General features: G+C 40.2%; 14 protein-coding genes. 12 read left to right on the forward strand and 2 right to left on the reverse strand.

Features of this window, described 5'->3' with window-relative positions; genetic code table 11:
* Nucleotides 1-25 precede the first annotated feature (25 nt).
* The 12 genes from fliD (at nucleotide 26) to A2517_RS11965 (ending at nucleotide 12895) form a co-directional block, all read left to right on the forward strand.
* Nucleotides 26-1417, forward strand: a complete 1392-nt coding sequence (gene fliD / locus A2517_RS11910; protein ID WP_294897350.1) for a flagellar filament capping protein FliD — start codon at nucleotides 26-28, stop codon at nucleotides 1415-1417.
* A gap of 134 nt (nucleotides 1418-1551) precedes the next feature.
* Entirely contained in the window at nucleotides 1552-2739 is a 1188-nt protein-coding gene (locus tag A2517_RS11915) for a UDP-N-acetylglucosamine 4,6-dehydratase (RefSeq protein ID WP_294897352.1), read from the forward strand.
* Complete coding sequence (locus tag A2517_RS11920) at nucleotides 2739-3881, forward strand: LegC family aminotransferase (protein WP_294897373.1); 1143 nt, start codon at nucleotides 2739-2741, stop codon at nucleotides 3879-3881. Before A2517_RS11915 ends, A2517_RS11920 begins: the two co-directional genes overlap by 1 nt.
* Nucleotides 3878-4459 carry an acetyltransferase gene (locus A2517_RS11925; RefSeq protein WP_294897354.1) on the forward strand — a complete coding sequence of 194 codons (582 nt, stop codon included), beginning with the start codon at nucleotides 3878-3880 and terminating at the stop codon, nucleotides 4457-4459. Before A2517_RS11920 ends, A2517_RS11925 begins: the two co-directional genes overlap by 4 nt.
* Nucleotides 4456-5451, forward strand: coding sequence for an N-acetylneuraminate synthase (gene neuB, locus A2517_RS11930; RefSeq protein ID WP_294897355.1), 996 nt, complete (start codon nucleotides 4456-4458; stop codon nucleotides 5449-5451). The genes A2517_RS11925 and neuB overlap by 4 nt, the downstream gene beginning before the upstream one ends.
* Nucleotides 5448-6617 (forward strand): UDP-N-acetylglucosamine 2-epimerase, encoded by a 1170-nt coding sequence (gene neuC / locus A2517_RS11935; RefSeq protein WP_294897357.1) that lies wholly within the window; start codon nucleotides 5448-5450, stop codon nucleotides 6615-6617. Before neuB ends, neuC begins: the two co-directional genes overlap by 4 nt.
* Nucleotides 6614-7369, forward strand: a complete 756-nt coding sequence (hisF, locus tag A2517_RS11940; protein WP_294897359.1) for an imidazole glycerol phosphate synthase subunit HisF — start codon at nucleotides 6614-6616, stop codon at nucleotides 7367-7369. Before neuC ends, hisF begins: the two co-directional genes overlap by 4 nt.
* Entirely contained in the window at nucleotides 7366-7968 is a 603-nt protein-coding gene (gene hisH / locus A2517_RS11945; protein ID WP_294897361.1) for an imidazole glycerol phosphate synthase subunit HisH, read from the forward strand. Before hisF ends, hisH begins: the two co-directional genes overlap by 4 nt.
* Before the next feature lie 8 nt (nucleotides 7969-7976).
* Nucleotides 7977-9194 carry an N-acetyl sugar amidotransferase gene (locus tag A2517_RS11950; protein WP_294897363.1) on the forward strand — a complete coding sequence of 406 codons (1218 nt, stop codon included), beginning with the start codon at nucleotides 7977-7979 and terminating at the stop codon, nucleotides 9192-9194.
* Nucleotides 9155-10246, forward strand: a complete 1092-nt coding sequence (locus A2517_RS11955; protein WP_367187998.1) for a nucleotidyltransferase family protein — start codon at nucleotides 9155-9157, stop codon at nucleotides 10244-10246. The genes A2517_RS11950 and A2517_RS11955 overlap by 40 nt, the downstream gene beginning before the upstream one ends.
* Nucleotides 10239-10955, forward strand: coding sequence for an NTP transferase domain-containing protein (locus A2517_RS11960; RefSeq protein ID WP_294897365.1), 717 nt, complete (start codon nucleotides 10239-10241; stop codon nucleotides 10953-10955). The genes A2517_RS11955 and A2517_RS11960 overlap by 8 nt, the downstream gene beginning before the upstream one ends.
* Nucleotides 10955-12895, forward strand: a complete 1941-nt coding sequence (locus tag A2517_RS11965) for a 6-hydroxymethylpterin diphosphokinase MptE-like protein (RefSeq protein ID WP_294897367.1) — start codon at nucleotides 10955-10957, stop codon at nucleotides 12893-12895. The genes A2517_RS11960 and A2517_RS11965 overlap by 1 nt, the downstream gene beginning before the upstream one ends.
* Before the next feature lie 20 nt (nucleotides 12896-12915).
* On the opposite strand, the gene A2517_RS11970 is transcribed toward A2517_RS11965, so the two are convergent.
* Together A2517_RS11970 and A2517_RS11975 are read right to left on the reverse strand one after the other, a co-directional pair.
* Nucleotides 12916-14889 carry a flagellin gene (locus A2517_RS11970; RefSeq protein WP_294897369.1) on the reverse strand — a complete coding sequence of 658 codons (1974 nt, stop codon included), beginning with the start codon at nucleotides 14887-14889 and terminating at the stop codon, nucleotides 12916-12918.
* Between the two features lie 128 nt (nucleotides 14890-15017).
* Nucleotides 15018-15939: flagellin (locus A2517_RS11975; protein ID WP_294897371.1), on the reverse strand; the 922-nt coding region annotated here is incomplete at its 5' end.

The raw sequence follows: 15939 nt of genomic DNA on the forward strand, positions 1-15939 counted from the left end.
ACACTAATATACAAAAGGATTTGTAATGGCAGGAACTGTAAGCTCACTCGGTATCGGTTCAAGTGTTTTGACGGCGGATGTTATTGATAAGCTAAAAGCGAATGATACTGCCAACATGATTACTCCTATTGACAACAAAATTACATCTCAAGCTCAAAAAAAGAGTGCGTTGGATTTATTGAGTAGCCTTTTGAGCTCTTTCAAAGCTAACGCCAGCACTTTGTCTGACGATACTCTCTATCAAAAAAGATCCGTATCGGGGAATACCGATGCCGTAAGTGTAACGGCTCTTTCAGGAAGTGATATTCAGAGTTTTTCGATTTCGAATACGGTGTTGGCAAAAAAAAGCATTTTAGAATCAGGCTCGTTTTTATCTGAAACAGCAACCGTATCAAGCGGTTCTGGAACGATGAGTGTATCCGTTGACGGTTCGAGTTATGATATTAACTACACCAGTACGACCTCTTTACTTGATCTTAAAGAGTCGATCAATACTGTGGCAGGGACAAAAGTAACGGCATCGATTTTACAAACGGGGGCAAATGAATATCATCTTGTTTTGACGTCCAAAGAGACGGGTGCTAGTCAGAATATTTCTATTTCAGATTCTGTAGGCGGAACACTTAACAATGAATTAAAAACATATGACGTATCAACTAATCCGACGGGTACGCAGAGTATTCAAACTGCGAGTGACGCTTCATTTAAGTACAATGGAATTACTATTACAAGAGCTTCTAACTCAGTGGATGATCTGATTGTCGGCGTTACTATCAATCTACTTCAAGACGGAGGAAGTACCAATATCGGTATTGCTCAAAATACGACTGCTATTAGTGATGAAATAAAAAATTTAGCTACCAGTTACAACACCCTTATCAAGCAACTTGATGATATGACTTTGACGGATTTAGCAAACGGCAAAGTCGGTATTTTTAATGGGGACAACACTATTAAGGCGATCAAGCGCGAAGTGACGAAGATGATGACGTCTGTTGATTCTAATGGGCAGTCATTGGCACAATATGGGATTGGATTGACCGAAGCCGGAGTTATGACATTTACCCAAAGTGAATTTGATGCGAAAATGAGTGCAGATCCGACTGGGCTTGAGGCATTTTTTAGTGGCTCGACAAATGCATCCGGTGAGTATACGGAAGGGGTATTTGGGAATCTTGATGCACTTCTTAATTCGTATACCGATTCTACTGGTCTTATGAGCACATTGATAGACGCTTCTAAAAAAGAGACAAAATCGTTGAATACGGAGAGAGAACGGTCTACTGCCCTTCTTACTGCACGCTATGATACGATGACAGCCCGTTTTGCAATGTATGATTCCATTATCAGTAAACTCAATAACCAGTTTTCATCGTTGCAGCAGCAAATTTCTGCGATGATTAATGCAGATGGCTAAAGCGAAAAGGCAAATTTCTTTTTTGGCATTAAAATTGCTTTATTCTTAGAAGGATGATTCATAAATAAGTGACTCCAATTCTATTTATTGTGTCTAGATTAAAATGCTAAAAATTGATGCTTGAGGATAATAGTTTGAATGTTTTATCTTTAATCGGGCGCGACAAACAGCTGTTTACACAAGACATTACCTCGAATGAATCGAAACTACAACAGATGGTTTCATCTTCAACTTTTTTGGTGATTGGCGGAGCCGGATCTATCGGTCAAGCCGTCACCAAAGAGATTTTCAAACGCAATCCGTTCAAACTCCATGTTGTCGACATCAGTGAAAATAATATGGTCGAACTGGTACGGGACATTCGCAGTTCTTTCGGATACATCGATGGGGACTTTCAAACATTTGCCCTTGATATCGGATCGGTTGAATACGATGCCTTTATCGAAGCCGACGGTCAATACGACTACATCCTCAACCTCTCTGCTCTCAAACATGTGCGAAGTGAAAAAGACCCTTTTACTCTGATGCGGATGATTGACGTGAATATATTCAATACCGATAAAACACTGCGTCAATCGATCGCTAAGGGTGCGAAAAAATATTTTTGCGTCTCCACCGACAAAGCGGCCAATCCCGTCAATATGATGGGTGCCAGTAAACGGATTATGGAGATGTTCTTGATGCGTCGAAGCCGCGACATCACCATTTCTACTGCTCGTTTTGCGAATGTCGCGTTCAGTGACGGCTCACTCTTGCACGGGTTTAACCAACGGATTCAAAAACGTCAGCCGATCGTTGCCCCCAACGATATCAAACGCTATTTTGTTACCCCGCAAGAGTCGGGAGAACTGTGTCTTATGTCGTGTATTTTCGGCGAAAACCGCGATATCTTTTTCCCGAAACTCAGTGAAGCACTTCACCTGATCACGTTTGCCGATATTGCGATCAAATATCTCAACAATTTGGGGTATGAACCTTATCTGTGCGATAGTGAAGAGGAAGCCAGAGAACTTTCCAAAACGCTCCCCGATCAAGGTCAATGGCCATGTCTCTTTACCAGTAGCGATACAACGGGAGAAAAAGATTTCGAAGAGTTTTTTACCGATAATGAAACCCTCGATATGGAGCGATTTCAGAATCTCGGTATCATCAAAAATGATCCCCTTTACGATGAGTCGCAACTCAACCGTTTTACCGAAGCAATCGATCAAATGAAAGCCGAGAAACAATGGACAAAAGATCAAATCGTCGAATTATTTTTTGAGATGATCCCTGATTTCGGTCATAAAGAGACCGGCAAATATCTCGACGGAAAAATGTGATGGACTTTGAAGCCGTAACAAACTTTATACAAAAAACATTTCAAACCGAAACGTTTTTACCGCTTCATGAACCGCGCTTTATCGGCAATGAAAAAGCCTATCTCAATGAATGTATCGACTCCACGTTTGTATCCAGTGTCGGAGTGTTTGTGGATCGGTTCGAAAAAGAGTTCGCAGCGTATGTAGGATCAAAATACGCTGTTGCTACCATGAACGGAACCGCAGCACTGCACATCGCACTCCTTTTGGCAGATGTTCAACAAGACGATGAAGTGATCACTCAACCCCTTACCTTTATTGCAACTGCCAACGCCATTAGCTACATCGGAGCAAATCCCATTTTTGTCGATGTTGACCGAGACACGATGGGGTTATCACCAGATGCACTGAAAACTTTTTTAGAGACCCACTGCAAAATAGTGGATGACCGATGTATCAATACAATGAGCGGTAAAACAATCAAAGCGTGTGTTCCGATGCACACGTTCGGACATCCGTGCCGAATTGATGAGATCAAAGCACTTTGCGATCAGTGGCGTTTAGCTTTGGTCGAAGATGCCGCCGAATCGCTTGGAAGCACCTATGACAACCGCCACACGGGTACCTTTGGAGTTTTAGGGGTGTTCAGTTTCAACGGTAATAAAATCATCACCAGCGGCGGCGGCGGGGTTATCGTCACCGATGATGAAGAGTTGGCAAAGAGGGCTAAACACATCACCACCACCGCTAAAATCCCCCATCGATGGGAATATGTCCATGATGAGATCGCTTATAATTACCGCCTCCCGAATCTCAATGCTGCATTGTTGTGTGCCCAAATGGAAAACTTAGACCTCTTTTTAGAAAATAAGCGGCTTCTAACGAGTGAATATGGATCGTTTTTTGATGCGGCTTCGATCACCCTAGTACGCGAACCCGACCATGCACGATCAAACTATTGGCTCCAGACACTGATCTTAAATAATAAAGAGGAGCAAGAAGCTTTTTTGAGTTATACGAACGATCGCGGAGTTATGACTCGTCCGATCTGGAGATTGATGAATAAGCTGGAGATGTTTAAAGGGTGTCTATGCAGCGATTTAAGCAATGCTTTATGGCTCGAAGAACGGGTTGTTAACATCCCAAGCGGAGTACGTCTATGAAACCAAAACTTCTCCTTATCGGCGGCGGCGGACATTGTAGGTCTTTAATCGATGTCATTGAAGCCGAAGGGAAATTTGAGATCAGCGGAATTATTGATATTCCTGAAAAAATTGGAGAGTTCGTACTCGGTTACGAGATAATCGGTTCTAATGAAGATTTAGAGCGGTTGAGGGGTGAATGTAGCTATGCATTGATCGCCTTTGGTCAAATCAAATCTCCCGATGGTCGTATTCATATGTTTGAACACTTAAAAGCAACAGGGTATTCACTTCCTACTATTATCTCTCCTAGGGCGTATGTTTCCAAACACGCCCGTATCGGTGAGGGAACCGTCATCTTTCATGATGCCCTTATCAATGCCAATGCCGCTGTCGGCAATAACTGTATCATCAACACAAAAGCACTCATCGAGCACGATTGTACTATCGGGGATCATTGCCATATTTCGACGGGTGCTATTGTCAACGGGGAAACAGTTATCAAGCGGGGGAGTTTTTTCGGAAGCAACGCCGTATCCAAAGAGGTATCCCTTATTGAAGAGCGCTCCTTTATTAAAGCGGGAAGTGTGGCAAAATGAGTATTTTCATCATTGCCGAAGCGGGTGTCAATCACAACGGTTCCATCGAACTTGCCAAAGCGCTGATCGATGTGGCCGCGCAATCGGGTGCGGACGCGGTGAAATTTCAAACGTTCAAAGCCGATAGACTTGTCTCCAAAACAGCGCAAAAAGCGACGTATCAAAAACTGACGACGGATGTTGCTGAAACACAGTATGAAATGATCAAAAAACTGGAGCTTGACGAGGCAGCACATCATAAGCTCATCACTTACTGCAAAACGAAAAAAATTCTTTTTTTATCTACCCCATTTGATCATGAGAGTATCGATCTTCTCGATCGTTTAGGTATGCAAATCTTTAAAATTCCAAGCGGTGAAATCACTAATCTCCCCTATCTTCGGCACATTGGATCGTTAGGTAAAAAGGTGATTCTCTCTACGGGGATGGCGAATCTTGGGGAAATTAGAGATGCCTTAGATATTCTTATTGGATCAGGAACGCTGAAAGAGAATATCACCGTACTCCATGCGACCACCGAATACCCCTGTCCGATAGAAGAGGTAAACCTGCGTGCCATGCACACCATACGAGAAACCTTTGATATACGTGTAGGATACTCCGATCATACGCGCGGTATTGAAGTCCCTATAGCCGCCGCAGCGATGGGGGCGAGTGTGATCGAGAAACATTTTACCCTCGATAGAGAGATGGAAGGACCGGATCATAAAGCAAGTCTTGAACCCGATGAACTGATCGCGATGATCCAAGCAATCCGAAATATCGAAAAAGCATTAGGAGACGGTATTAAACAACCCTCGCCGAGCGAGATGAAAAACATCCCGATTGCCCGAAAAAGCATTGTCGCGTCACGACCGATTCAAAAAGGGGAACGTTTAAGTGCCGAAAATATCACCGTAAAGCGTCCCGCATTAGGAATTAGTCCTATGTTGTGGGATGAGATGATTGGAACTATCGCGTCTAAAAACTATTATAAAGATGAGGCAATATGAGAAAAATATGCGTCATTACCGGAACCCGTTCGGAATATGGGCTTCTCTATTGGTTAATGAAAGAGATCGAAGCCGATTTTGATTTGGAACTTCAAATCATCGTAACGGGGATGCATCTCAGCCCCGAATTCGGACTCACCTATAAAGAGATCGAGAAAGATTTTACGATCACTAAAAAAATCGAGATGCTCCTCTCCAGCGACACTCCGGTGGGAATTTCAAAATCAATGGGACTAGCACAAATCTCGTTTGCGGAGAGCTTTGAGGAGCTCAAACCCGATCTTGTCGTTGTACTAGGGGATCGGTATGAGATATTTAGTGCCGCCAGCGCCGCGATGATCGCACGTATCCCTATTGCCCATCTGCACGGCGGTGAAACGACGGAGGGAGCATTTGATGAATCGATCCGTCACAGCATTACTAAAATGGCCCATCTCCATTTCACTGCGGCAGAAGAGTACCGAAATCGGGTTATACAGTTAGGAGAACGCCCTGAACGTGTTTATAATGTCGGTGGCATGGGAATAGAAAATATCAAACGACTTAAACTTTTAGAGAGAGACGCGTTTGAAGATAATATTGATTTCAAATTGAATAAAAAAAATATTTTAGTGACCTTTCATCCTGTTACTTTAGAAAATAATACGGCAAAAAAACAATTTCAAGCGTTACTAAATGCTATTGATTCATTAGAAGATACCAATATTATTTTTACTAAAGCCAATAGCGATACAGGCGGTCGTATTATTAATCAAATGATTGATGAATATGTCGCTAAAAATAAAGAAAAATCAATAGCATTTATATCATTGGGACACCTACGATACCTTAGTGCACTTCAATTTATAGATGCTGTTGTTGGAAATAGCTCAAGTGGATTGCTAGAAGCCCCTAGTTTCAAGATAGGGACAATCAATATAGGAGATCGTCAGCGTGGCAGGATTAAAGCGGCAAGTGTTATTGATTGCGGAACCACACAAAAAGATATATATTTGGCTTTACAACAATTGTATTCAGCACCGTTTCAAGAAAGTCTAAAAAAGGTGAAAAATCCGTATGGAGAGGGAATCGCCAGTCACCAAATTATTAAAGTTTTGAAGAATACGCCGCTCAATGCGTTATTAAAAAAAACGTTCTATACTATTACTTTTGAGGAGAATAAATGAGGACAAGGATTATTGCCAAACTCGATGTCAAACCACCATTTGTTGTTAAACCAGTCCATTTTGAAGGGTTACGAAAAATCGGATTGCCTGCTAATCTGGCAAAAAAATATTATGAACAAGGTGCTGATGAAGTGATGTATATTGATATCGTTGCTTCGTTATATCAAAGAGAAATACTTTTTAGCGAGATAGAGCAAACGGCGAATGAACTTTTTATCCCTTTTGGTGTAGGGGGCGGGGTTAAAACCATCGACGATTTTTCGAGACTTTTTCATGCCGGAGCCGATAAAGTTGTCATAAATACTTATGCCGTTCAAGAAAATCCGAATATCATTAATCAAGCGGCAGAAATTTTTGGAAATCAGGCTATTGTCGTCAATATTGAAGCTAAACGTTGGGACAATGGGTGGGAATGTTATACTGACTGCGGAAGAATTCAATCAGGTAAAGATGTTATTGCATGGGCAAAAGAAGTTGAACAAAGGGGTGCAGGAGAGATACTACTTCAATCTGTGGATTACGACGGTAGACAAAGAGGTTTTGATTTAGAGTTAGCCAAATGTGTAGTTGAAGCGGTAACAATTCCGGTTGTCGTGACCAGCGGTGCAGGTAAACTTGAAGAGATCAAAGAACTTATCGATTATGCAGCACCTAGCGGAGTGGCTATAGCTAGTCTACTCCATTACGACAAATATACTATTCAAGATATTAAAGCATATCTCAGAAATAATGGAATTGAGGTTTCAAAATGAGTCAACTCATCGGGTTAATTAACTATGGAATCGCAGGCAATATTCATAGCATTAAAAAAGCAATCGAAAAAGCCGGAGGAACAGTCAAAATCGTCCATTCAAAAGAAGAGTTAGAGAGTGTCGAGAAGATTGTTATCCCCGGTGTAGGAAGCTTTAAAGATGCGATGAAAGAGCTAGAAAATGCTGGGCTGCTTGAGGCGTTAAAAGATGCAATGGGAACAAAACCGACATTGGGAATATGTCTTGGTATGCAGATCCTTTCATCTCTTGGATTTGAATATGGTAAAACTGCGGGGTTAAATGTTATTAATGCTGAAGTCAAGCCGATGCTGGTAAATGCAAAAGTTCCTCATATGGGATTTAATGCAATAAAAATCATAAAACCTAATCGATTACTATTTGGATTAGAAAACGAAGAATTTTATTTTATGCATTCCTACGAAGTGGTGAACTATACAGATATTACCGCATTAACTGATTATGCCGGACATCAATTTGTATCTGCAATCCAAAAAGATAATCTTTACGGGGTTCAGTTTCATCCAGAGAAAAGCCGCGATGCCGGTATTCAACTTTTTAAAAATTTCATAGCACTGTAGGAGCACAGATGAGTGAACTGTTTGGAAGATATGGTCTCCCTTTGGAGGTGAAATATTGTAAAAAATGTACTATGAGTAACCAAAGACCCTCCTCGGTAGCGGAATTTCAGAATAAACCGGAAGCTTTGAAGCGGGCGATTTCTTTCGGTGAAGATGGGATATGTGAAGCATGCCGATATGCAGAAAAGAAAAAAAAGATTAATTGGGATGAGAGAGAAAAAGAATTAATCGAATTATGTAATAAATACAGACGAAATGATGGACGCTATGATGTTGTTGTTCCTGGAAGCGGGGGGAAAGATAGCGTTCAAGCTGCCCATATGCTCAAATATAAATACAATATGAACCCGATTCTTATCACATGGCCCCCCGCACTCTACACAGATATAGGCCGACGTAATTTTGAAAGCTGGCTTAATACAGGATTTGCCAACTATACTTACAATCAGAATAGAAAATTGCATCGATTTTTAACGAAAAGTGCTTTTGAAAATTTAGGGCACCCTTTTCAGCCTTTTATCTTGGGTCAAAAAAATCTAGCACCTCGATTATCTATATTGCTTGATATTCCATTAGTGATTTTCGGGGAGAATGAAGCCGAATATGGTAACGCGATTGAAGATAATGAAAAACCCACAAGAGATCCAAAATATTACAGCGCCGAACTAAGCATTTCTGATTTGGTTTTAGGGGGAGTACCGGCAAAGGACCTAATACACGATTTTGGGTTTAAACTATCAGACTTGGAAGCCTATTTTCCTGTTAATCCATATGATTTGCAAAAAACAGGTACGACTGTACACTACCTTGGGTATTATGTAAAATGGCATCCACAAGAAACGTACTATTATTCGATTGAGAATAGTGATTTTATGCCGAATGATCATCGAACAGAAGGTAGTTTTAGCAAATACAGCTCTCTTGATGATAAAATCGATTGGCTACATTACCATACGACAACCATTAAATTCGGGATTGGCAGAGCCACTTATGATTCGGCACAAGAGATTAGAAACGGTGACATCACCCGCGACGAAGGGATATCCTTAATCAAACGTTTTGACGGAGAGTTTCCCGAACAATATATTAAAGATTGTTGCGACTATATGGATATTACTTTAGATAGATATCATGAAGTGATTGAAAAATTCAGATCTCCGCATTTATGGGAAAAAAATTATGGTAAATGGGAATTAAAGCATCCTATTTGGAAAGAAAAACACTAATGTTTACTTTACAAGATATTACGGTTCGACCTCATATTACCATCAGAGAAACGTTGCAAATTATTGATAAAAGTTCTAAACAAATTGCCCTTGTTGTTGATGAGGATAATAAACTGATCGGGACATTAAATGACGGAGATATCCGAAGAGGACTCCTTAAAGGTTTCACTCTTAGCGATACTATTGAAAACATCTATTTTAGAACTCCGACGGTCGCTAATATTAATGAGTCCAAAGAAACAATTATAAAATTGGCCACTACCAAAAAAATTCTACAAATCCCTCTGATTGATAATGACGGGATACTTGTTGGCCTAAAAAATCTAGACGAACTTATTGATCAACAAAAAAAACCGAATAAAGTCATTTTAATGGTAGGTGGGCTAGGGACACGTTTAAGACCATTAACCGAGAATACCCCAAAACCGATGCTTCAGGTCGGTAATAAGCCCATTTTACAGACGATCGTCGAAAAATTCTCTGAATATGGCTATGACAATATTATTATGTGTGTAAACTATAAATCACAAATCATTCAGGATTATTTCGGAGATGGGAGTCAATTCGGTGTTTCCATTGAGTACATAATGGAAAATAAACGTATGGGGACAGCAGGAGCATTAAGCCTATTGCCGGAACTTCCGACAGAGCCATTTTTTGTCATGAATGGAGATTTATTGACAAATGTAAATTTTGAGCATCTTTGTGATTATCACCTTGCACATCAATCAAAAGCTACCATGTGTGTACGTGAATATGATTTTCAAGTTCCTTATGGTGTTGTTAATATTGATAATGGAAAAATCACATCTATAGTCGAAAAACCATTGCATAAATTTTTTGTTAGCGCAGGCATCTATATGCTAAGTCCCGATATAATTCAATATATTCCTAAAAATCAGTTTTATGATATGCCGACTCTTTTTGAGCAACTTATCGAGAATAAAGAGAATGTATTATCATTTCCAATACATGAGTATTGGTTGGATATCGGTCGTGTTAATGATTATGAACGTGCTAACAATGAGTATGATAAGGCTTTTGATGTATAACGGTAAAACTTTTCTTGCTATCATTCCTGCCCGAGGGGGGAGTAAGCGTCTGCCAAGAAAAAATATGCTTGAATTAGCCGGAAAGCCACTAGTTGCTTGGAGTATTGAAGCTGCTCTTCATAGCAACTACATTGATAATGTTATTGTTTCAAGTGATGATGATGAGATATTGAGTATTTCAACAATGTTTGGTGCGGAAACAATTAAGCGACCCGATTGTTTAGCCGGTGACATGGCTACAACGTTTGATACAATCAAACACACCATTGATCATTCCACAAATTATGACTATATTATTCTACTGCAACCAACCAGTCCTTTACGAAAAACAAATCATATTGATGAAGCAATCGAACTTTTAATAGCAAAAAAAGCCGATGCAGTCATCTCTGTATGTGAAATGGAACATAGCCCACTGTGGAGCAATACCCTATCAGAAGATGGAGATATGAGCAATTTTATATGTGATGAAATAAAAAATAAACGAAGTCAAGATTTAGAAAAGTATTATCGGTTAAACGGTGCGATTTATATTTCTAAAACAAGTCGCTTACTTGAAGAAAAAAGCTTTATGCTGAAAGATAATATTTTTGCTTACATTATGGCGAGAGAATCGTCAATTGATATAGATACCCTTACCGATTTTAGGGTGGCAGAATATTTTATGGAACAATTCTCTTCTATCAATTTAAGTAAGAAGGAGATCTAATGTATTTAAAAATGCTCGAAGCAAATTATCAAAAAAATTTACAGGCGCTACAAACTAAAAATCCGTCTCTTCATGACCGTTTAGTTCTATGTACAGAAAATAAAGAGTTTAATTTTGATATATCCTCTTCCGGAGTGGTTACTATTTTAGACAATCAAAATAGACGGCGCGTAAATTTGACACTAGAAGAACTTTCTAATATTTTAGAAACTTTTGACTCACTAACAAACCACCCTTATCTCTACTTTTTTGGAATAAGTGATGGAATGCTTCAAAAAGCTCTTTTAAATACCAAAAAGCATGCACTCATTGTAATAGAACCAAAACTCGAATTAATTTTTATTGCACTGCACTGTCAAGATTTTTCAAATGAAATTCTTTCTGATAAACTTTATCTATTTCTTGCGGAAGATTTATCTTTTCCTTTTCTTGTCCTTTTCCTTCATCAGAATGATTTTATTTACTATGTAAAATCGTATATTCTCCATTTTCCTTCTCCATATTATGAAGAAAGCTTTGATGATGAAATCATGGCGTTAAATCAACTTATGCTGAAGACGATGGAATATATCATTTCCAATGCAGGTAATGACATCATAGATGGTCTTACCGGGTTAAAAAACCATATCGCCAACCTCCCGCATATGGTTGCAGGTCCTCAGTTACAAAAATTTTGTATGCACAAAAATACAGATATAGCGGTTATGGTCTCTACCGGTCCAAGTTTGTCCAAGCAGCTCCCTTTATTGCGTTCGATACAAGAGAACGTAACTATTATATGTGCTGATTCCGCATTACGAATATTGTATCAAAATGGGATTACAGCTGATATTTGTACCTCAATGGAACGGGATGAACTGATAACCAGACTCTTTGAAGACATTCCGTCTGAGTATAAACAAAAAGTTATTTTTGTTAGAGCTTCTTTACAAAATCCTTCTATGTTTTCTGTTCTTGAGGGTTGCACCGATATTTTGGCAATGCGTCCCTTTGGTTATAATGATTCCTTTAATCTGCATCCGTATGGCTATATTTGCTCTGGGATGAGTGTAGCCAATATGTCGCATGATTTGATTGCTTTAATGCGCTTTCGTGCCTGTATTATTATTGGGCAGGATTTGGCCTATGGAAAAGACGGGACGACTCACAGCAAGGGGTATACATTTGGAGAAACTTTTGACGCCGTGTATGAAGAGACCGGAAGATCAATAATTACTTTGCCGGCATATGGAGGGGAAGGAACCGTTGAATCTAACACCATATGGGAACTTTTTCTTAATGGTTTACGACAAGGGATTGCATCCACTAAAAATATTTTCCCAACCATTAATGCAACGGAAGGGGGCGCGCGAATTGAGGGGTCTCTTGAAATGTCTTTTGCAGATTCCGTCAAAGAATATGTTGATAGTAGCTTTTGCAAGCAACCTATTAATGTACCGTGCACATCACATGAAGAGGCAAAAGAATACTTTATTTCTGTTTCTTCTACTATAGATAATCTTATTTCAGAAGGGGAAAAGCTTCAGGGTATTCTTGAATCAACCTTTATGGCGATTGCTGAGCCTTGTAAAAAACTCGAAAATAAATCAGAGGAAGAACAGCTAGAAACTTTCAATGATCAAGAAATCATTGGAATGCTAAATATTATTTCTGAGACCAGAGAAGCATTGTTAAATAGCACTGAATATAAAAACTTTTATTGGGACATTATCCAAACGATAGCTATTCACCATGAGATCGAATTAGGTACTATTAAAACTTTAAATGTGACAAATCCATCTGAAAATAAGAATAAGGCAATACGCTGGATATTTAACCATATCCCTTATTTTTACACTTTGGCGGGAAGTATTGATAATGTTATCAATATTATGCGTGAGGAAAGAGAAGAAAGTCTTCAAAAACTTCCAGAAGAGTTGAAGTTTTTAGTAAAGAATTAAATAAGGGTTGCCCTCAGTTGCTATTGAAGCAACTTGAGGACGTTCTGTTGAACTGCATTTGCTTGACTCATAGCATAAGAGCCAGATTGAGCAAGAATGTTGTATTTAGAGAAGTTAGCTGATTCAGCCGCGAAGTCAACATCACGGATTTGAGATTCTGCTGCTCTAACGTTTACTTGTGTTACAGAGATGTTGTTAACTGTAACAACCAATTGGTTTTGAACCGAACCGAGGTCAGCACGGATACTGTCAAGCTGAGTAATCGCTGCTTCGACGATATCCATCGCTTTAGATGCGCCGGCACGTGTTCGTAAAAGACCGACGGTATCACTGGTATTAACTAGCCCATCATTATTGTCATCTACTTTACCAAAAACAAGATCACTTAATTTAGAGCTAACTGGGATATCGGTGAGCGTTGTTGCTGATGCATTGGCAGTGGTAAGCCCTGAATTCGAGTAATGTACCGATGATACGTCTATGACTCCTGATCCTTGCTTTGTAAGCTGTAGGGTACCGGAATGAATACCGTCATTTAAGCCTGTCAATGTAGTAAAGCCGCTAAGATTCATAGCACGACCGTCTGATTTAAGGGTTAACGTACCATCTGATTCAAGACTCGCTGTTACACCGGTATCCGCCGTATTAGCATTGATCGCATTGACCAGTTTGTTATTGCTATCAGCTGCTAGCAACGAATCCCCCGCATTCAAAATAGTAATACCGTTGATTGTCATATTAGTACTTAGATTGCCAGCGGCGATACGGATTGTACTGTTATACTCAGTATCCGCAACGGCTTTGATACCGGTTGATGATGAAGTAGAATTGATCAAATCGGCAACACGTCCAAGACCGCTTTGTGCAACACCGTTGCCGCTGCTATCGGTCATTTGAACACCTTCGAGTTTAACACCCTCAACGGTATATTGTTGATAATCGGCTCCTGTATAAGCAGTACCGAGTGTATCACGGCTGGATAAAGCTATTGTCTGTCCTGCTGTAGACAATATTAAACCGGTAGCTGCCGAAATCCCAATTTGACCGAGTGATGTGCTGACAGAAGTTATGGTTCTTGTGACCGATCCGGTTGAATTGGTTATAGTAAGACTATCCCCAACCGCAAATCCACTTACATCACTTGCTGAAATTACTACAGCAAGGGAGGTTACCGTACCAAGCTTAGAAAGATCTTCTGCCGCATTGGCAACGATTGAAATGGTTGCACCGGCGGTGATTGATTTGGTTAATGGTGTATTAATTGTTAATTCACCTGTTGCGGTATTCATCGCGGTAATTTGAACATTTCCGATTCCGTCAATCCGAATCGTATCGCCAACACCAATAGCTGCCGTATTACCCAGCGAAATAGCTACCGAAAGAGCTGCTACCGAAAGAGTTGTTGCTCCAAGGACATTAGTCGTACCTGCTGTTACTGCAAGCGTATTCCCTAATTGAGAGATATCATGACGCTGAGAGATTGCACCGACTGCAAGACTTTGGGTATTGGCAATAGAAGCTTTAATTGATTGGTTGCTATATGCTCCAACTTGGAACTCTTTGTTAGAGAAAGTACCTGACAAAAGAGCCTGACCGTTAAACGTCGTTGTTTTAGCAATATTGTCCAATTGCTCGATAAGACGGTTAATATCTTTTTGAATCGCTTCGCGAGATGATGCCGTTTGAGAGTCAGAAGCAGATTGAATCGCTTTGGTTTTGATGGTATCGAGAATTTTTATCTGCTCATCCATCGCTTTATCAGCCGTTTGAACAATTCCTACCGCATCATTGGCATTGGCAATTGCTTGGGCTAATGAGTTGGCTTGAGAACGGAGTGAATCGGCAATTGCCATTCCAGAAGCATCGTCTGCCGCTTTGTTAATACGAAGACCCGAACTGAGTTTAGAGAGGGAATCGTCCAAACTACGATTATTCATAGTTGCATTTGTATGCGCGCTCATCGCCGCAATGTTAGTATTAATTCTAAAACCCATAATTAAATCCTTAATGTGGTTTTGCGACGATGCGCATATTTAACCGACCTAAAGCAAAAAGAGTTCCAAAACTAAAAAGAGAAAATGGAAGAGGGTGATCGAGCGTAAGCTCGATCAAAAAGGAGAAACTATTGTAGTAATCTCAATACATTCTGTTGAACTGCATTTGCCTGACTCATAGCATAAGAGCCAGATTGAGCAAGAATGTTGTATTTAGAGAAGTTAGCTGATTCAGCCGCGAAGTCAACATCACGGATTTGAGATTCTGCTGCTCTAACGTTTACTTGTGTTACAGAGATGTTGTTAACTGTAACAACCAATTGGTTTTGAACCGAACCGAGGTCAGCACGGATACTGTCAAGCTGAGTAATCGCTGATTCAACGATATCCATCGCTTTAGATGCACCATCTCGTGTTCGTAAAAGACCGACGGTATCGCTGGTGTTGACAACACCATCGTTATTATCATCAATTCGACCAAAAATAAGGTCACTGAGTTTAGCTGTAGCCGGAATATCGGTAAGCGTTGTCGCTGATGCATTGGCAGTGGTAAGCCCTGAATTCGAGTAATGTGCCGATGAGACATCGATTACCCCTGACCCTTGCTTCGTAAGCTGTAGCGTACCGGAACGAATACCGTCATTTAAGCCTGTCAATGTAGTAAAGCCGCTAAGATTCATAGCACGACCATCTGATTTAAGGGTTAACGTACCGTCTGATTCAAGACTCGCTGTTACACCGGTATCAGAGGTATTAGCATTGATCGCATTGACCAGTTTGTTATCGCTATCAGCTGTTAGTAATGTATCACCTGCCGCTAAAATAGTAATACCGTTGATTTTCATATCAGCGGCCAATGTTCCTGATCCGACACGGATTGTACCATTGTACTCAGTATTTGCAACTGCTTTAATCCCTGTTTCCGATGAAGTCGAGTTGATCAAGTCGGCAACACGTCCAAGACCGGTTTGTGCAACACCGTTACCGCTGCTATCGGTCATTTGAACACCTTCGAGCTTAACACCCTCAACGGTATACTGTTGATAATCG

Source organism: Sulfuricurvum sp. RIFOXYD12_FULL_44_77 (assembly GCF_001830725.1).
Taxonomy (GTDB): domain Bacteria; phylum Campylobacterota; class Campylobacteria; order Campylobacterales; family Sulfurimonadaceae; genus Sulfuricurvum; species Sulfuricurvum kujiense_A.